An 18,074-nucleotide genomic window follows, 5' to 3' on the forward strand; every position below is an offset into this window, starting at 1 on the left:
GGGAACTGGCTCTTTTTTTCTATTAACTGGTCACTGCGCAGCGATTTGGGCCTGATTCGATATCGGCTTCGTCTGTACTGTCAATGACAGCTTTACCTTGATTTGCTTCTCTTATCAGCTGGTAGCTGTTCGGCTGCTGTGCAGGAATACTATCCAAGACGGAGGAAGCAAATTGGGTTGCATCCTGCAGCTGCAGTCTCGGGTTTTTTCTGTATAGGTCTTCCATGCGTGCTTGGACGGTGCCGTCACTTCCGATCTCTGACAGCTCGGAAAAATGCGATGGAAGGACAATCAGATCCAGCGACAATAATGGATATTTTTCGTATAACGTATTGTGCAAATCCTGTACCCATTGTTCTGCTTGACCGGCTAAATCCGGACGGCCAATCGACTCGGTAAAAAGCGTATCTCCAGAAAGCAGGAATGTGTCATCAACAACAAAGCTGATGCTTCCTTCTGTATGACCTGGTGAGGCAACGCTGCGCATGCCTTCTTCGGATTTACCGAATGGAATCGCAATACCGTCTTGCAGCGGTGAGAATGTGAATGTCGCTTCTTTTCCATCATCAGCAGGGAACCAGTAAGTCGCTCCTGTTTCTTCTGCCAGCTTCCGTCCGCCAGACAAATGATCTGCATGGAGATGGGTATCAAGCACATGTTTGATCGTCCATCCTTTCTCTGATGCGAAGGAGGTATAGACTACTGTAAACCTGGCTGGATCTACTACTGCAGCTTCTCCATTGGAGACAACCATATAAGATAGGCAGCCTTTCCCCATACGCATGAACTGGTAAATCTCTCCGCCATAAGTGAGATCACCGACTTTACGGGGACTGATCGTTTCTCCCCAAGCTTGCATCCCGCCAACCACATGGACAATATTAGCCATTCCAGCTGCTTGTAAGAGGGAGACGGCTGTCTGGGCGGATTTGCCCCGATAGCACATGACATAGACAGGATCATGTTCTGGCAGTTCTTCGCGAGCCTTATTCGGATTTGCTTTGATGGCAGCAAACGGGATATCATATCGTTTGACGCTGTCGGCATCAATCGCCCAGTCCTGAACATCTGACTCTTGCCGGATATCAAGCAGATGAACACTATCTTTCGCTTTAATTTTTTCTGCCAGTTCTGCTGTGTGCAATGGATTCATGCAATCGTCTCCTTTAGAAATCTTTTTTAATTATAGGAAGGAGCAACTTGACTCCTTTCTTATTCACAGGGAATATCCTGCTATCAGCGAGCAGGTGGCTTGCATAACCGGCAGTGCCGGCAAGCTGAGTCCCAAATAGGGCGGTCTCTTGTTCAAAGAATGTCATCAATATGTAGAAATAGATCAGTCCGATCAAGGAGTGGGTGTAGGACCGGTGGGCAAGGAAGGATGCAACCCCAATATAACATCCGCTCATGACAACCCATGTATGTCCAGTATACAATCCGGTCAACAGTACAGCGATGCCTGTAATCAGCAGCATGAACTTCTTATTGATTACGCGGGAGAGAACCATAATTCCTGCCCCGATTGCTAACCCGATATAACGATCTTGGCCAAATAAATTCCACATACTATATAGAATGAGCAATAATCCGATAAAAATTGTAATATTGCGGATGGCTTTGTGCGAAAAAGTGATGCGGTTAGAGAGGATACCGCCTGTATCCAAATCTGGTACAAGCGCTGCAACTGCTGCTGTACACGTCATTGTGACGGTGACAGCGCCTTCGGCATTCAAGGCGGTGGCACTGGCGAAACCTGCGCCTGCTCCGATTAATAGATGTGTAATTCCTTTCATTCTAGCTGTGCCTCCAAAAGTTAGTCTTTAAAAGCATACTAGAATCTTTGTGTCATGGCTATCCGTATTGCTTCTGATGCGCCTTCTTACGGGAAAGATAATCTTCATCTTCTCTAATTTCGTCCCACTTTTTTTTGAAAACTTGCGCAGAAGCTGCTTTTTCATCATCAATTTGCCGGTCGTGCTTTTCTGTCTTATCGGCATCCTTATATTTCTTGCCGCCCTTGTAGTTGGCATAGCGGCGAGCACGGGTATAGCCCATCTGAATATATTTCCTGGCCATATCCATTCCGACAAAGTCATCCTGCTTACGGTATTCCTCGAACATATCCGAAATCTTCTGGCAGGATTCCTCTGCGATTTCCGGTGTCTTGAAGCGCCAATGGGGCAGGATTTCACTTTTATATGGCTCCACCATCAGCACACCTTGCTCCCCGCGGCCGACGCGGTATTTATCCGGGTGTTTGCGAAAATCGGTCGAGGCATCAAAATGATCGTAATAGCCCATTCCCATCCCCCTGTCTCTGTTGTTAATGTATATAGTTACCGAATGTGATCCATGTGAAACGCGATTTTTTCTTGTGGACATAGGAGGCAGCCACACACGTTTGTGATAAAATGAAAGTAATGGTCTCACTTCAGAAAGGAATGGTTACAGGTGGGTAAAACAAAAGTAGGAATCGTCTTCGGCGGAAAATCCGCTGAGCATGAAGTATCCTTACAATCCGCAAAAAATATTGCCGATGCAATTGATAAAAATAAATATGATGTTGTTCTGATTGGAATTGATAAAGAAGGAAAATGGCAGCTGAATGACAAGGCAGACTATCTGTTGAATGCACATGATCCGAAAAATATCGAACTGAAGCCTTCCGGGCAAGGTATTGCAGTTGTTCCTGGTTTGAAGGAAAAGCAGCTCGTCAATCCAAGTCAAGGCGCTGTTCTTGATCAAGTAGATGTTATCTTCAGTATCCTCCACGGAACACTCGGCGAGGATGGCAGCATGCAAGGGATGCTGCGTATCGCCAATCTCCCGTATGTAGGCCCGAATGTACTAAGTTCAGCTGTATGTATGGATAAAGATATCGCGAAACGTCTACTGAAGGAAGCTGGTATAAGAGTCGCTAATGGCTTCACCTTCAAAAAACGCCAGCTGGGATCTATCCGTTATGAAGAGGTAGCTGAAGTGCTGGGCAGTACAGTCTTCATCAAGCCCGCAAACCAAGGCTCCTCTGTCGGCGTTAGTAAAGCGAAGACAGAAGAGGAGTTCTACAAAGGCTTGGAAGAAGCTTTCCGCTATGATACAAAAGTTCTTGTCGAGGAAGCAATCGTCGGCCGTGAAATCGAAGTGGCGGTACTTGGCAATGAAGAACCAATGGCATCATTGCCTGGAGAAATTCTGCCGAAGACGGAATTTTATTCTTATGAATCCAAGTATATCGACGAATCTGGAGCAGAACTTGCTATCCCGGCTCAGCTATCCGAGTCTGTTACAGAACAAGCTAGAAAGCTGGCAGTCGAAGTATTCCAGACACTTGACGTCGAAGGGCTTGCCCGTGTCGATTTCTTCCTGACAGAAGACGGCGAATTCGTTGTGAATGAAGTGAACACACTGCCAGGTTTCACGAAAATCAGTATGTATCCGAAGCTTTGGGACATCACTGGCATTTCCTATCCAGACCTGATTGACCGTCTGATTCAGCTTGCTATCGAACGGCATAAACGTGATAACGAATTAAGCAACGCTGCTTTCCAGCAGCTTTGATAGAGTAAAGGCGAAGACTTTCCAATTAGGAGTTTGAATCGCCGCTCCAAAAATACACTGCGCTTTCCGCGGGCGGCTGGTGAGCCTCCTCGTGCTGACGCACTCCGGGGTCTCACCTAGGCCTTCCTCCCGCAGGAGTCTCCGTGTATTTTCTCCGCTAGCTAGTGTGGCTAAACTCTCTTTCGTAAAGCGACACAAATAGCGTAGGCAGAATGCGAAGACTCCTGCGGGAAAAGCACAAGTCGAAGACCCCGCAGCGTGAATTTTCGCGAGGAGGCTGAGGCTGTGCCCGAAAGCGAAGTATTCTGCCGGAGCGAGATTCTTACTCGCAATCCAAATGAAAAATCCGAACGAAATTTGCTTCGTTCGGATTTTTGTTTTGTAATAACACTTTTGTCCAAATCTATTTCCATATGCAAAAGCATTTGTCTGTGATACAATGAACTGCAGAAAAGAATAAAAAATCCAGGCCATCCTGGGAGAGGTTCTAGCACAACCCTCTATAAAAAACTAAGGAACTATATCCTTGGGTATAGTCTTTTTTATTTTTTTATGGATAATTGGCAGCCTCTTCCTATTGGAAGAGGCTTTTTTAATGGATTGTCTGGAAAAAAGGAGAAACGAAATGAAGAAGGGTAAAGCCATCGTCGTATTCAGCGGCGGTCAAGATAGTACAACTTGCTTGTTTTGGGCTATGGAACAGTTCGAGGAAGTGGAAGCTGTTACGTTCAACTATAATCAGCGCCACAGTTTGGAAATCGAGGTAGCCGAACAAATAGCGAAAGAACAAGGCATCAGACATCATGTATTGGATATGTCTCTATTGAATCAGCTTGCACCAAACGCATTGACAAGAGACGATATCGAAATCGAACAGCAAGAAGGAGAACTGCCGTCCACATTCGTACCGGGACGTAATCTAGTATTTCTATCCTTCGCAGCTATCCTGGCACATCAAGTGGGCGCAAAGCATCTTGTAACAGGTGTTTGTGAAACAGACTTCAGCGGCTACCCAGACTGCCGGGATATCTTCGTGAAATCTTTGAATGTATCTCTTAATCTATCAATGGATAAAGATTTCGTCATCCATACACCGCTTATGTGGCTGGATAAAGCAGAAACATGGGAATTGGCAGATCAGCTGGGCCAGCTTGACTATGTGAAAGAGAAAACACTTACTTGCTACAACGGCATCATTGCTGAGGGCTGCGGAGAGTGCCCGGCTTGTAAGCTGCGCCAAAACGGTCTTGATCAATATGAAGCGAAAAAGGCGGAACAAGTATGATCCAGCAAATTTATCCGCAAGTGCAGCATGACTATAGCTACGAACTGAATAAGGATCTGCATTTCGCTGCAGCACACAGCATCCAGCATCCGGATGCCGGTAAATGCCAGCAGGTGCATGGCCATACGTATTTCGCCAATGTTACGATTGCCGGAGATGAATTGGATGACAGTGGATTTTTATTCAATTTCTCTACAATCAAAGCATTGATTCATAAGAAATTCGACCATACCTTATTAAATGACCACACGGATGTATTCGGAAAAGACGATTTCCCGACAACAGAAGTGATGGCGCGTAAAATTTATGAATTGATTCAACGAGAGCTGGATCAGCTGCCTCATCAGCCTAAGTGCCTGCAAGTCTTCTTGCGTGAGACACCGACCAGCTATTGCGTATACCGACCAAAGCGAGGAACAGAGAATGGCAAGTAAATTTCCAATTTTAGAAGTATTCGGTCCTACCGTGCAAGGAGAAGGAATGGTTGTTGGACAGAAGACGATGTTCGTTCGTACAGCAGGCTGCGACTATAGCTGCAGCTGGTGTGATTCTGCTTTTACATGGGATGGATCAGCGAAGGATGACATTCGGCAGCTGACTGCCGAAGAAATATGGAATCGCTTGGAGGAAGTAGGCGGAGATCGTTTCCGTCACGTGACTATCTCCGGGGGGAACCCTGCACTACTTAAAAATCTAGGAGAGTTCACACAGCTTTTGAAGCAGAAGGATGTGAAAGTAGCTTTGGAGACTCAGGGAAGCCGGTATCAGCCATGGTTCCTTGAGATCGACGATCTTACTATATCTCCGAAACCGCCGAGCTCGTTGATGAAGACCGATTTTCATCGTCTTGATGAGATAATCAACAATCTAAGAGAAGCTGGACGTCTGATGCATGTGAGCCTGAAAGTTGTTATATTCGACGAAGAAGACTTGCGTTATGCAACGAATGTTCATAAACGGTATCCAGATGTGAGTTTTTATGTACAAGTTGGTAATCATGATACAGCTACGTTGGATGATGCGGCATTGAAAGATGCTTTGCTGTCCAAATATGAATGGCTGATTGACCAGGTATCAGCATCCAATGAATTGAATCATGTGCGTGTCCTGCCGCAGCTTCATACGCTTGTATGGGGAAATAAACGCGGTGTATAAACAGAAAGACGAGTTCTTGAAACTCGTCTTTTTTTGTACTTAAAAGTAGGCAGGCACCTTCTATTCAAAAGATTAATAGGATACCAAGTCGTTAAATTAATAAAAAATGCTTGAATTTATATTAGTATTAATGCATAATAATTCACATAAATAAATCGAGCATTCAGCACGGAGAGGGAGATTCATAATGGCAAAGGATAAAATCGTACTCGCATACTCTGGTGGTTTAGATACTTCTGTGGCAATCAAATGGCTGCAGGATAAATATAATTATGATGTTATCGCAGTTGGTTTGGATGTTGGTGAAGGCAAGGATTTGGATTTCGTACAGGAGAAAGCATTGCAGGTTGGTGCTATTAAATCTTATACAGTGGACGCAAAAGCTGCATATGCAGAGGAATATGTACTTCCAGCTTTGAAAGCAAATCTGCTTTATGAAGGAAAATATCCGCTAGTTTCTGCACTTAGCCGTCCTTTGATCGCAAAAGTGCTAGTAGATATTGCGAAAGAAGAAGGAGCGGTAGCTGTAGCTCATGGCTGCACTGGTAAAGGAAATGACCAAGTGCGCTTTGATGTAAGCTTCACAGCTTTAAATCCAGACTTAAAGATTGTTGCTCCTGTACGTGAATGGGCAATGAGCCGCGATGAAGAGATTGAATATGCAGAGAAGCACGGTATTCCAGTTCCTGTTGGGAAAGAGAGCCCGTATAGTGTCGATCAGAATCTATGGGGACGTTCCAACGAGTGCGGTATTCTGGAAGATCCATGGGAGCAGCCGCCAAGTGACGCATTTGGATTGACTGTTGATCCTGAAAATGCGCCAGATGAAGCGCAGATTGTAACAATTACATTCGAAAAAGGGAAACCAGTCGCACTTGATGGGGAAGACTATCCATTGGATGCACTTATCTTGAAATTGAACGAAATCGCAGGTAAACATGGTGTCGGACGTATCGATCATGTCGAAAATAGATTAGTAGGTATCAAATCTCGTGAAATCTATGAATGTCCGGCAGCAGTGACATTAATTGCTGCGCATCAGGAATTGGAAGCTTTGACGATGACACGTGAAATTTCCCAATTCAAACCGATTGTAGAGCAAAAGCTTGCGCAAACAATCTATGACGGACTATGGTATTCGCCGCTAACAAAAGCGTTGCAAGCATTCATCGAGGAAACGCAGCAGACAGTCTCTGGCAATGTGAAAGTGAAGCTGTACAAAGGACATGCACTTGTTGTCGGCAGGGAATCCGCGGAATCTCTATACAGCTTTGATCTGGCAACATACAAACCAGAAGATAAATTCGATCATGATGCTGCACTTGGATTCATCCAGCTTTGGGGACTTCCGACGAAAGTTCAGGCAGAGGTTGCCCGTCAGCAAACAGTACAAACGGAGGCACCATCACTATTGAAAATTGACAAAAAAGAAGCTGTGAAACAATGAAGCTCTGGGGAGGAAGATTCACAAAGCCGACCAATGAATTAGTAGACGCCTACACTTCCTCCATCGGCTTTGATCAAAAACTGGCTAAATACGATATTCAAGGCAGTCTGGCGCATGTAGCAATGCTTGGCAAATGCGGCATCATCGAACAAGATGATGCTGAAACAATTGCTGATGGATTAAAGCTTGTACTGCAAAAAATCCAGGCAGGGGAAGCAACGCTCTCACAGGCGGATGAAGATATTCATATGAATGTGGAACGATTATTGATTGAACAGATCGGTCCAGTAGGCGGTAAGCTGCATACAGGCAGAAGCCGTAATGATCAGGTAGCACTGGATATGCGTCTGTATTTGCGGGAAGCAATTGTGGATATTATCGGGTTGCTGGGTGCTGTGCAAACAGCGCTGACCGAACAGGCGAAACAGCATTTAGATACGATCCTACCGGGTTATACACATTTGCAGCGGGCGCAGCCTGTACTCTTCGGCCATCATCTTATGGCATATGCTTATATGCTGCAGCGTGATGTGGAGCGGCTTCAGGATAGCTGGAAGCGTGTGAACAAGATGCCGCTTGGAGCAGGTGCCCTGGCTGGGACGACATTCCCGATCGATCGTCATTTTGTAGCAGAGCAGCTGCATTTTGATGCTATTACCGAAAATAGTCTGGACAGTGTAAGTGACCGTGATTTCGTGGTGGAATTCCTGTCAGCTGCAAGTTTGATCAGTATGCATCTTTCACGGCTTTCGGAGGAATTGGTTCAATGGTCTAGCGCGGAGTTCAATTTCATAGAATTGGATGATGCGTTTTCCACCGGCAGCAGCATGATGCCGCAGAAGAAAAACCCTGATGTAGCGGAACTTGTCCGCGGTAAATCCGGCCGGGTCTTCGGGCATTTGATGGGCATGCTGACAACGCTGAAAGGATTGCCGCTTGCTTATAATAAGGATATGCAGGAAGACAAAGAAGGCATGTTCGATACAGTGGAGACATTGAAAGGTGCACTTGGTCTTTTTGCACCGATGATCGAGACGATGCATGTGAAGCAGGAAAATATGTATCAAGCTGTTCGGAACGATTTCTCGAACGCAACAGATTTAGCGGACTATCTCGTAGCAAAAGGGATGGCATTTCGGGAATCACATGCTGTTGTTGGGCAGACAGTGCTGTACAGTATCGAGCAGGGGAAATATTTGCTGGATCTCGGTCTGGAAGAGCTGCAGCAGTTTTCCAGTCTGATAGAAGAAGATATCTACGAGGCACTTGCGCCGGAGACGGTCGTTGCAGCTAGGAATATCCCTGGAGGAACGGCAAAGGTACGGGTTCAAGAGCAGGTGGATGATATAGAAGCCTTGCTGGAAACGAATAAACAGTGGACAGAAGAGCAGGCTGCCAAACTGGAGGGGTGAGCAGCTGCTCACCTTTCTTTTGTTATAAATGCATATTTATTAGTTTTTTAGAATAAAGATAACGTTCGTTTCAGAAAGGAGCAGCATGAATGGAAGAGACAAAGGGTTATTTGATGCTCAGTACAGGAGATATTTTAGAAGGTGTCTGGCTGGGTGAAACAACGGAATCAGATGGGGAAATGGTTTTCAACACAGCGATGACAGGCTATCAGGAAGTGATGACAGATCCATCCTACGCTGGACAGATTGTCACAATGACGTATCCTTTGATCGGAAATTACGGCTTCAATGCGAATGATAAGGAAAGCCATACGCCATCTATTCATGGGCTTGTCATTTCGACACCATGTGAAACGCCGGCTCATTACCAAGCAACCCAGACATTGCAGGATATTGCCAATGAGCATAACTTCCCGATCCTGGCGCAGGTAGATACACGGAAATTGACGAAGATCATCCGTACGCATGGGGATGTCTATGGAAGAATGACGAAAACACCAGGAGCTGTTCCGGAAAAAGCAAAAGTATCCGAAAAGATTGTGGAAAGTGTATCGGTGAAAAAGGCGCAGTTCCATCCGGCAAAGGGTCAGTCGGCAGCTCATGTTGCTATCATCGATTACGGCTATAAGCATTCGATTCGGGATATGCTGCTCGAAAATAAATGCAACGTCACAGTCTTTCCGTTTGATACGACGCTGGAAGAGCTGAAAGAAGCAAAAGTGGATGGTGTCCTGTTATCCAATGGCCCTGGCGATCCGAAGTCTCTCCAGTATTTAGCCGGCGAAATAAAAAGGATTGCAGAATATTATCCCACACTGGGGATCTGCCTCGGGCATCAGCTGTTGGCACTTGCATTCGGCGGGAATACAATGCGGCTGCCTTATGGACATCGAGGGAGCAATCATCCGGTCCAGCATTTGCCTAGCGGAAAAGTATCGATCACTTCCCAAAACCATGGATATGTCGTCGATGAAGCTTCTATTTCACAGTCCCTGTGGAATATCCTTTACAGCAATGTAAATGATGGATCGGTAGAAGGGCTGCAGCACTGCACCAAACCGATCATGAGCGTCCAATTCCATCCAGAGGCGCATCCTGGCCCAAGTGATACGTATGATGTGTTCGAACAATATTTGAATTCGGTACGGAATAGAGGAGTGACAGCATATGCCTAAGCAAGATCACATCAAGAAAGTCCTTGTCATCGGTTCTGGTCCGATTGTAATCGGGCAGGCAGCAGAATTCGATTATGCAGGCACACAAGCATGCCTTGCTTTAAAAGAGGAAGGGGTAGAGGTCATCCTCGTCAATAATAACCCTGCGACAATCATGACAGATCAGGCATTTGCCGACCAGGTGTATTTGGAGCCGCTCACCTGTGAATCCTTGACGAATATCATCGAAAAAGAAAGACCGGATGGCCTGCTGCCTACTTTAGGCGGCCAGACCGGCCTTAATCTGGCGGTAAGCCTGGATCAGGCAGGTGTACTGGAGAAATACAGCGTTACATTGCTAGGTACACCGCTTGATGCAATCCAGCGCGGAGAAGATCGGGAGCTGTTCAAGCAGATGATGCAGGAGATCAATGAGCCTGTTCCGGAAAGTCTTCCAATCACCACAATCGAGGAAGCAAAGGATTTTGCAGAAAATACAGGTTTTCCGATCATCATCCGTCCTGCCTATACTTTAGGCGGAGCAGGAGGAGGAATCGCAAACGACCTGCCGGAACTGATGCGGTATGTAAAGAGTGGAATTCAGGCAAGTCCGATCAATCAGGTGCTAATCGAGCAGAGTGTGAAGGGCTGGAAGGAACTCGAGTACGAGGTGATGCGGGATGCAAATGACACTTGCATCATCGTCTGTAATATGGAAAATATCGACCCTGTCGGAATACATACAGGAGACAGTATCGTTGTCGCACCTTCCCAGACATTGACAGACCGACAGTATCAAATGCTTCGGACCGTATCATGTAAAGTTATCCGTGAGCTAGGTGTCGTTGGAGGATGTAATATACAGTTCGCGCTTAATCCAGATAGTGATGAGTACGTCATCATCGAGGTGAACCCGCGGGTAAGCCGCTCCAGTGCATTAGCATCCAAGGCAACAGGTTATCCGATCGCCCGGATTGCTGCAAAGCTAGCACTTGGCTATCATCTGCATGAGGTGCCGAATCCGATTACAGGAGATACGTTTGCAAGCTTCGAGCCTGCCATCGACTATGTAGCTGTGAAAATACCGCGCTGGCCATTTGATAAGTTCACGCAGGCAGATCGTCTGCTTGGAACACAAATGAAAGCAACAGGCGAAGTAATGGCGCTATCCCGTAACCTTCCTGCTGGTCTGCATAAAGCCATTCGTTCCCTGGAAATCGGCTTGGAGGAATTCCGTTTGCCGTCCGCTGAAGCACTGACAGATGCTGAGCTGGAACAAGGGCTTATAGATGCAGATGACCGCCGACTGTTTCTGCTTGCTGAAGCACTGCGTCGGGGAGTATCTATCGAGACGCTTCATGAGTGGACGGAGATTACGACATTCTTCCTTCATGAGATGAAGCGGATCATCGATATCGAGCAAGAATTAAAAGAAGGCGGCTGGCAGCCTGAAGAGGCACTTCTCCGAAAAGCTAAGACACTTGGTTTCAGCAATGTTGCCCTAGCGAGAGTCCTCGATCAGCCATTGGCAGCAGTGGAAGGATTAATCAAGGAGCAGGAAATCAAGCCTTCTTACAAGATGGTCGATACGTGTGCAGCCGAATTTTCTGCGCAAACCCCATACTTCTACTCGAGCTGGCAAGAAGAAGATGAGGTTGAACCTTTACCTGCAGCTGATAAGAAGGTAGTGGTGCTGGGTTCTGGTCCTATCCGGATTGGGCAAGGGGTGGAATTTGATTTCTGCTCTGTACAATCTGCTTTATCTTTGCGAGAACAAGGCATTCGATCTATTGTCATCAATAATAATCCCGAAACTGTCAGTACCGATTTCAATACGGCTGACCATCTGTATTTCGAACCTCTTACAAAAGAAGACGTGCTACACATAATTGAGAAAGAGCAAGCTGACGAGGTGCTTGTCCAGTTCGGAGGGCAGACAGCAATTAATTTAGCAGCAGATCTCGAGGAATCTGGCGTTACAATTGCCGGAACGAGCACAGCTTCAATAGATCGCGTGGAGAATAGGGAAGCCTTCTATGACTTGCTGCATACGCTGAACATCCCGCATATTCCGGGCAAGACTGTGATGGATACCGCTTCATTGCATGTCGAAGCCCGCCGAATCGGTTATCCGATTCTTATTCGTCCATCTTATGTGATAGGTGGTCAAGGGATGGTCATCCTGCATTCGGAAGATATGCTGGAATCTTATTTGGATGAGCTCAAGCAGCAGATACACACTTCCCGCTTATTCCCGCTGCTTCTTGATAAATATGTCCCTGGCATGGAGGTAGAAGTAGATGTTGTTTGTGATGGCAAAGACATCCTTATCCCAGGCATCTATGAACATATCGAGCCTGCTGGAATTCATAGCGGAGACAGTACAGCTATTTTCCCTGCACCTAGCTTAAGTGAATCAGAGAAAGATATGATTGTCAGCTATGCAAGCAGAATCTCGGAATCTCTTAATGTGAAAGGTATCATGAACATTCAGTTTGTCTTTAGCGAAGACCGTAACATCTTGTATGTCCTGGAGGTCAACCCGCGCGCGTCCCGTACAGTGCCTATTTCCAGTAAGGTGACGGGCGTCCCATTGGTAGACTTAGCTACCAGAGTGCAGATGGGAGAAGCATTGCAGGATGCAGGTTATCCACTTGGACTGCAAAAAGAAATACCATTTTATGCTGTTAAGCTGCCTGTCTTTTCCACCACAAAATTGGCAGGTGTCGATCCGCTGCTTGGGCCGGATATGCAATCGACGGGAGAAGCAATTGGATTAGGCAAGACGGAGACCGAGGCATTGAATAAGGCGTTTGGCTGGAAGGAAAAGACACTCCGGTCTTTGACAGACGAGGCTCAAATCCTTATAGATGTAGAATCAGCCGACTTGATCGGACTGGAAGAATTACTTGGACAGATGCAAGCAAAGGTTGTACTGACGGAGCAGACTGCAGCTATTTTGCCAGACAGTGATTCATTCGAAGTCGTTTCCTATGAAGAAGCAATTCTTTTGATTGAAGACCAAAAGATGACTGCTGTATGCAGTACGAGAAAAGGATTCCAAGGTATTCGTGAATCGGCATGGAAAACAGAGACTCCGTGTATGACAAGTTTGTCGACAATGCAAAGCTACTGGCTGGCTAGTCAGGATAAACTGGCGGACAGCTTGTCGATGTCGGATTATTTGGAGCAAGCGGAAAAGGAGCATGTGCAATGAAGCAGACGATAGAACAGCAATCGATGGCAGGCAAAAGCCTGCTATCACTGCAGGATTTGACAAAGGAAGAAATTCTCTATGTGCTGGATTTGGCTGCCGAGCTAAAAAGTCAGCATCAAAAAGGTGAACTCAGTCAGCCGCTGGCAGGGAAAACCTTAGGTATGATTTTTGAAAAATCTTCCACACGGACGCGTGTTTCTTTTGAAACAGGTATTTATCAGCTTGGCGGTTTGGGGCTTTTTTTGAACTCAAAGGACTTGCAGCTTGGCCGCGGCGAACCAGTTGCTGACACGGCAAAAGTTCTGTCCGGGTATCTGGATGCCATCATGATACGTGCCAATTCGCATAAAATGGTGGAGGAGCTGGCAGCACATGCTACTATCCCGGTAATCAATGGCTTGACTGATTTATTCCATCCATGTCAGGCTCTGGCTGATTTGCAGACAATCTTGGAATATAAAGGAACATTGGAAGGCGTGAAGCTAGCTTATATCGGTGACGCTAACAATGTAGCTAATAGTTTAATGATTGCAGCAGCGAAAACTGGAATGCAAATTCGAATTGCATCTCCAGCGGGCTATCAGCCGCTCCCTGAAATCGTTGAAAAGGCGAAAAAGATCAGCGGTGATCCAGATTTTCTCCTTATTACGGAGAGTCCGGAAGAAGCTGCCGCAGGTGCAGATGTACTTTATACAGATGTCTGGACGAGTATGGGGCAAGAGGAAGAGACAACTGCCAGACTGAAAGCATTCCAGGGATTCCAAGTGAATGAGGAACTCATGGATTCTGCGGCGTCAGATGCTATCTTCCTGCACTGTCTGCCAGCACATCGGGGCGAAGAAGTGACCGCAGCTGTCATTGATGGTCCACAATCAGCGGTATTCCAAGAAGCTGAAAATCGCCTGCATGCCCAAAAAGCGCTTATGCTTGCTGTTATGGGGAAATAAAGAATACAGAAAAGAAACCGCCTGAAAAAAAGGCGGTTTCTTTTCTGTATCTATGCGTTCACAAGAATGGGAAAATCATGTAGACTAAAGAGTATATGTCCACTTACTCTACGTAAGGGACTTCTAGGATACAGGAGAGAATAATTACTATGTTAACTTACGTAGCGCCGGCTATCTTCCTGGCGTTTGTCTATTTACTGTCTATTATTCCGTTTCACCAGACGGTTGGTATTACCAAGAAACAACATTTATTGATGGCATCCTTCGCTATCTATGTGATCGCTGTCATTTGTCTGACATTCTTCCCATTGCCTGTGGATCAGAATCTTATCGAAGAAAATCAGCAGCTGGAAACAAGCTACCGCTGGAATACGTCGCCGCTAACGTCCATTATGCAAATCTGGCATACAACGCAAATCGATGGCTTCGGATATGGACTAGCCCTTAAAAATCTAGGGGGAAATATCCTCTTATTTGTGCCGCTCGGCTTTTATTTGCCTTTGCTCATTCGCAGAACCAGGTCTTTCTTTATCGTTGTTCTGTGCGGGCTTGTATTCAGTACAGCAATTGAGTCGACACAAGGATTGCTGAATTATTTTGTAGGCTATAATTATCGCTCTGTCGATATCGATGACATTATCTTGAATGTATTGGGAGCTATGCTTGGATATGCATTTTATTGGATTGCTCTGCGTCCGTTATTAAAAAGGGGCAAGCTGTAATCAGCTTGTTTCCTGCTGGGTATAATCCTTGAATCCAAGCAGTTCCGGTGACAAGGAGGCGAGGGGTCCCAATTTGCGCAATTTTGGATATAGAAGCCACGTTACAGAAAGCAAGGCAAGGCCGCTGCCCGCAGTGCAAAAGACCCAAGACAAAGGAATAAATGTGGCTGCATATCCGCCTGCCAATGAACCGATCGGCATTGCAATTGTAACGAAACTTGCACTTGCGCTTGTCACCCTGCCGATCATGGAAACTGGAACCAAAGTTTGTAACAATATTGCGAAAGTGACGTTGATACAGCCGACTGGTATCCAAGCGAGTCCGTAAAGAATCACACTCAACCAAGTCCATGGAATGAAGGCAGCTGCTGCCCAGATTCCAGAAGCCAGAAACATGGAACATATTGTTGCTTTACCGATGGGTAATTTGCTGAAGGTAGAAGCTAATAGCGCGCCTATTAAAGCCCCGCAAGACATAGCGGCCAAATATAAACCATATACGGCAGCTCCTTGTCGCTCATCTGCAAAAGCAGGCATGACCGCCATGGCGGCACCAATTGCCAGATTGCATAGTACTGCTCCAAAGAGTGCAGCAGCTAAAATGGTTGTAAAAAGTATCTTAAGTCCTTCTTTAAGTTCAGTGATGTAAGTGCTGAAGACAGAACGCGTATTATCGGCTTCACTGGTTTGCGCTCTATGGTGTGGGATTCTAAGGAAGCTGAATAAAAGGAAAGCAATACAGAAGGCAAAAGAATCGATGATGAATAGTAGTGTTGCTCCAAAGACAGCAATCATTACGCCTGCGATGGCATTAAAGATGAGATCGACACCTTGGTAAGCAAAGGAGAATAGTGCATTACCAGCAGGGAGTTCTTCTTTTTTCAGAACGATTGGCAATGCTTTTGTTTCTGTCGGATATGCAAATGCGTTAATAAAGGTCAGAATCGGCATGATGACGAGCAGCAGTGTAACAGACAGAAAGTCCAGCCAAGCTGCAAGTGGAATCAGCAGTATAAGCACGGCTTGCAGTGCTTGTGTCCACATCAGCGTGCTGCGAATTTGCCATCGATCAACCAGTGGCCCAATCAGGAATTGCAGTAGGTTCGGGATTTGTGTCAAGGCTCCTGCCAGACCTGAATAAAATGTGCTGTCGCTCAGATCATAAACGAGCCACATGGCCGCTATGAAATAAATGCTGTCTCCAATATTGCTTATAATTCGCCCCGAGAAAAGCAAGCCATAGTTACGCTGTTTCAGTATAGTGAACATCCTTAATCCTCCTCTTCCATCTCTACTTGATCAAATGATGGTGTGTCGATTTCAAAACCATAAGCGGAAAAATGATACAGCTTACCATTGGAATCATATTCAGCTGCCTCACTTTTTTCTCGCAGCTTCTCCATCAAACCGAATAAACCCTGAATAAACTCCTGAAAATCTGCTTCAGTGGCGCTGATTTCCCATATACTTCCGACTTTATCCCAATCTTTCGGATCAGTGGAACCGGCTGCTTTTGCAAAGGATGATTCTGGTGCAGTAAGGATCGCTGATTTTGTCTTATTTGTCATTTGTACATATAGCTGTCTTGTCGATTCACTGAGTTCTTCCGCGTAAGGCAGTAGATCTTCTGATGGGAAAAAGCCTCTGGCCGCAGCTCGATAGAATTTCTGTACAATACCATTTTTTTCTTCAGTCCGAATCACTTCGATCAAGCCGTTTTTCTCCAACTCTTTCAAATGATAATGAATCTTCGGTCTGCTCGTTTCCAGCAAGACAGCAAGCTGCTGTCCGGTATAAGATGTTTCAACTAACTTCATGATCATCTCTGCACGCAGCGGGTCACTGATTGCTTTTAACTGTTCAAAGGTTGTTAATGCCATAGCTTGTTTCATTGTATTCCTCCTCTTGTAAACATTTCTTGATCGGTCAAATTTATTTTACAGCTTTAGTTTAGTTATGGTTCCACTTATTGTCAATTAAATTTTCAGACTTTTTTCTTGCTGTACAACAACATAAAAAATATGTTAAAGTAGAGGCAATCGAATAGGTTTTCTCTTGGGGCAGGGTGAAATTCCCGACCGGCGGTGATAGGCAGCATAGCTGTCTTCAGTCCGTGACCCGTTATTATAACGGTGGATTTGGTGAGATTCCAAAGCCGACAGTACAGTCTGGATGGGAAAGAGGAAACGGCGTGCTATCCACACGCCACCAGCAGCTATTTCGTTGATTGACGATAGCTTGTTTCGCTATACTTTTAAAGCCAAAGCCCCAGAATCCATTATTCTGGGGCTTTTTATATGAAAGTTAGTGCTAGTTAGGAGCAAATTGGCAGGAGCGGCCAGCTTGCACCTTATTCGAGTGATTCATTTACAAGAATTTTGGTAAAAGATATATTGAATTGTTATAACCCCAAATAACCGTCACACAGCCCCAAGACGGTAATATTCCCGTTCGTAAGCATGACAGCAAGTGAAAATAACTTCTTGTTTCCTTGAGAAGCTCTCAGAAGAAAAGGAGGAGAAAAGTGTTTACTGGAATCATTCAGGAAGTAGGCAGCATTATTGATGTGAAAAGACAGGATAAGGCGATGCAGCTCACAATTGCCAGTGAAAAGCTGACAACAGATATGCACGTTGGGGACAGTATCTCCGTTAACGGTGTCTGTCTTACAGTTACTAGTTTCACCCCGTCTTATTTTCAGGCAGATGTGATGCCGGAAACGTTCCATTACAGTTCTTTGTCCAATTTGCAAAGTTCCGATCAAGTGAATCTGGAACCTGCTTTGCAGCCTAATGGAAGACTGGGAGGCCATTTTGTGAGTGGTCATGTAGATACAACAGGATCTATCCTATCCATTCGAGATGAGTCAAATGCTCGTTACATTGACATTGCTGTAACAAAAGGCCTGCAGTATTTGATGTCCAAAGGTTCAATTTCAGTTGATGGTGTGTCATTGACGGTGTTTGAAGTCCGGGAAGATACATTTACTATTTCGCTTATTCCGGAGACGAGGAAAGCGACAATCTTAGGCGAAAAGAAAGCTGGCGATCTAGTCAATCTCGAATTTGACCAGCTTGCTAAATACATGGAACGGTTGCTGGAGCATCGAAAAAGTCCACAGTCTGCAGGCATTACGGAAGAGACGTTAGCGCAGCACGGATTCATGGATTAGGAGGG

The 18,074-nt window shown here is 45.7% G+C and carries 16 protein-coding genes and 2 riboswitches; of the genes, 11 read left to right on the forward strand and 5 right to left on the reverse strand.

Annotated features, from left to right (window positions below):
* Positions 1-22 precede the first annotated feature (22 nt).
* From ABXS78_RS02025 to ABXS78_RS02035, 3 genes are read right to left on the reverse strand one after another with little or no spacing between them, the layout of a single operon-like run.
* Positions 23-1,153 (reverse strand): MBL fold metallo-hydrolase, encoded by a 1,131-nt coding sequence (locus ABXS78_RS02025; RefSeq protein ID WP_366248710.1) that lies wholly within the window; start codon positions 1,151-1,153, stop codon positions 23-25.
* Between the two features lie 13 nt (positions 1,154-1,166).
* Positions 1,167-1,793, reverse strand: a complete 627-nt coding sequence (locus ABXS78_RS02030) for a metal-dependent hydrolase (RefSeq protein ID WP_095224006.1) — start codon at positions 1,791-1,793, stop codon at positions 1,167-1,169.
* Between the two features lie 58 nt (positions 1,794-1,851).
* Positions 1,852-2,301 (reverse strand): DUF4385 domain-containing protein, encoded by a 450-nt coding sequence (locus tag ABXS78_RS02035; RefSeq protein ID WP_366248711.1) that lies wholly within the window; start codon positions 2,299-2,301, stop codon positions 1,852-1,854.
* Positions 2,302-2,451: 150 nt separating this feature from the next.
* Here ABXS78_RS02035 and ddlA point away from each other — a divergent pair, with 150 nt between their 5' ends.
* From ddlA to ABXS78_RS02085, 10 genes are all read left to right on the forward strand, one after another.
* Positions 2,452-3,558, forward strand: coding sequence for a D-alanine--D-alanine ligase (gene ddlA / locus ABXS78_RS02040; RefSeq protein WP_366248713.1), 1,107 nt, complete (start codon positions 2,452-2,454; stop codon positions 3,556-3,558).
* A gap of 475 nt (positions 3,559-4,033) precedes the next feature.
* A riboswitch (PreQ1 riboswitch) is annotated at positions 4,034-4,078 on the forward strand.
* A gap of 105 nt (positions 4,079-4,183) precedes the next feature.
* Entirely contained in the window at positions 4,184-4,843 is a 660-nt protein-coding gene (gene queC / locus ABXS78_RS02045) for a 7-cyano-7-deazaguanine synthase QueC (RefSeq protein ID WP_095224009.1), read from the forward strand.
* Positions 4,840-5,277, forward strand: a complete 438-nt coding sequence (queD, locus tag ABXS78_RS02050) for a 6-carboxytetrahydropterin synthase QueD (RefSeq protein WP_366248714.1) — start codon at positions 4,840-4,842, stop codon at positions 5,275-5,277. Before queC ends, queD begins: the two co-directional genes overlap by 4 nt.
* Positions 5,267-5,998, forward strand: a complete 732-nt coding sequence (queE, locus tag ABXS78_RS02055) for a 7-carboxy-7-deazaguanine synthase QueE (RefSeq protein WP_366248715.1) — start codon at positions 5,267-5,269, stop codon at positions 5,996-5,998. Before queD ends, queE begins: the two co-directional genes overlap by 11 nt.
* A gap of 187 nt (positions 5,999-6,185) precedes the next feature.
* Positions 6,186-7,445 carry an argininosuccinate synthase gene (locus ABXS78_RS02060; protein ID WP_095224012.1) on the forward strand — a complete coding sequence of 420 codons (1,260 nt, stop codon included), beginning with the start codon at positions 6,186-6,188 and terminating at the stop codon, positions 7,443-7,445.
* The gene (gene argH, locus ABXS78_RS02065; RefSeq protein WP_366248716.1) at positions 7,442-8,857 is read left to right on the forward strand and encodes an argininosuccinate lyase; all 1,416 of its coding nucleotides are present in this window, start codon (positions 7,442-7,444) and stop codon (positions 8,855-8,857) included. The genes ABXS78_RS02060 and argH overlap by 4 nt, the downstream gene beginning before the upstream one ends.
* Positions 8,858-8,946: 89 nt before the next feature.
* Positions 8,947-10,032, forward strand: coding sequence for a carbamoyl phosphate synthase small subunit (locus ABXS78_RS02070; protein ID WP_366248717.1), 1,086 nt, complete (start codon positions 8,947-8,949; stop codon positions 10,030-10,032).
* Entirely contained in the window at positions 10,025-13,228 is a 3,204-nt protein-coding gene (gene carB / locus ABXS78_RS02075) for a carbamoyl-phosphate synthase (glutamine-hydrolyzing) large subunit (RefSeq protein WP_366248718.1), read from the forward strand. Before ABXS78_RS02070 ends, carB begins: the two co-directional genes overlap by 8 nt.
* Entirely contained in the window at positions 13,225-14,175 is a 951-nt protein-coding gene (gene argF, locus ABXS78_RS02080) for an ornithine carbamoyltransferase (protein ID WP_366248719.1), read from the forward strand. Before carB ends, argF begins: the two co-directional genes overlap by 4 nt.
* Before the next feature lie 149 nt (positions 14,176-14,324).
* Positions 14,325-14,897: a VanZ family protein gene (locus tag ABXS78_RS02085; RefSeq protein ID WP_095224017.1), complete on the forward strand. Its 573-nt coding sequence runs from the start codon at positions 14,325-14,327 to the stop codon at positions 14,895-14,897.
* Here the strand turns inward: ABXS78_RS02085 and ABXS78_RS02090 are convergent, their stop codons facing one another.
* Complete coding sequence (locus ABXS78_RS02090) at positions 14,898-16,166, reverse strand: MFS transporter (protein WP_366248720.1); 1,269 nt, start codon at positions 16,164-16,166, stop codon at positions 14,898-14,900.
* A gap of 2 nt (positions 16,167-16,168) precedes the next feature.
* Positions 16,169-16,789, reverse strand: a complete 621-nt coding sequence (locus ABXS78_RS02095) for a winged helix-turn-helix domain-containing protein (protein ID WP_366248721.1) — start codon at positions 16,787-16,789, stop codon at positions 16,169-16,171.
* A gap of 155 nt (positions 16,790-16,944) precedes the next feature.
* Positions 16,945-17,085, forward strand: a riboswitch (FMN riboswitch).
* A 336-nt stretch (positions 17,086-17,421) separates the two neighbouring features.
* Here ABXS78_RS02095 and ribE point away from each other — a divergent pair.
* Positions 17,422-18,069, forward strand: coding sequence for a riboflavin synthase (gene ribE, locus ABXS78_RS02100; RefSeq protein ID WP_366248722.1), 648 nt, complete (start codon positions 17,422-17,424; stop codon positions 18,067-18,069).
* Positions 18,070-18,074 lie beyond the last annotated feature (5 nt).

Source organism: Terribacillus aidingensis (genome assembly GCF_040703035.1).
Classification (GTDB): domain Bacteria; phylum Bacillota; class Bacilli; order Bacillales; family Amphibacillaceae; genus Terribacillus.

What these genes read in the sequence shown, in the direction of transcription:
- ABXS78_RS02025 (WP_366248710.1), bottom strand. Translation starts at nt 1,153, where the DNA reads ATGAATCCATTGCACACAGCAGAACTGGCAGAAAAAATTAAAGCGAAA.
- ABXS78_RS02030 (WP_095224006.1), bottom strand. Translation starts at nt 1,793, where the DNA reads ATGAAAGGAATTACACATCTATTAATCGGAGCAGGCGCAGGTTTCGCC.
- ABXS78_RS02035 (WP_366248711.1), bottom strand. Translation starts at nt 2,301, where the DNA reads ATGGGCTATTACGATCATTTTGATGCCTCGACCGATTTTCGCAAACAC.
- queC (WP_095224009.1), top strand. Translation starts at nt 4,184, where the DNA reads ATGAAGAAGGGTAAAGCCATCGTCGTATTCAGCGGCGGTCAAGATAGT.
- queD (WP_366248714.1), top strand. Translation starts at nt 4,840, where the DNA reads ATGATCCAGCAAATTTATCCGCAAGTGCAGCATGACTATAGCTACGAA.
- queE (WP_366248715.1), top strand. Translation starts at nt 5,267, where the DNA reads ATGGCAAGTAAATTTCCAATTTTAGAAGTATTCGGTCCTACCGTGCAA.
- ABXS78_RS02060 (WP_095224012.1), top strand. Translation starts at nt 6,186, where the DNA reads ATGGCAAAGGATAAAATCGTACTCGCATACTCTGGTGGTTTAGATACT.
- argH (WP_366248716.1), top strand. Translation starts at nt 7,442, where the DNA reads ATGAAGCTCTGGGGAGGAAGATTCACAAAGCCGACCAATGAATTAGTA.
- ABXS78_RS02070 (WP_366248717.1), top strand. Translation starts at nt 8,947, where the DNA reads ATGGAAGAGACAAAGGGTTATTTGATGCTCAGTACAGGAGATATTTTA.
- carB (WP_366248718.1), top strand. Translation starts at nt 10,025, where the DNA reads ATGCCTAAGCAAGATCACATCAAGAAAGTCCTTGTCATCGGTTCTGGT.
- argF (WP_366248719.1), top strand. Translation starts at nt 13,225, where the DNA reads ATGAAGCAGACGATAGAACAGCAATCGATGGCAGGCAAAAGCCTGCTA.
- ABXS78_RS02085 (WP_095224017.1), top strand. Translation starts at nt 14,325, where the DNA reads ATGTTAACTTACGTAGCGCCGGCTATCTTCCTGGCGTTTGTCTATTTA.
- ABXS78_RS02090 (WP_366248720.1), bottom strand. Translation starts at nt 16,166, where the DNA reads ATGTTCACTATACTGAAACAGCGTAACTATGGCTTGCTTTTCTCGGGG.
- ABXS78_RS02095 (WP_366248721.1), bottom strand. Translation starts at nt 16,789, where the DNA reads ATGAAACAAGCTATGGCATTAACAACCTTTGAACAGTTAAAAGCAATC.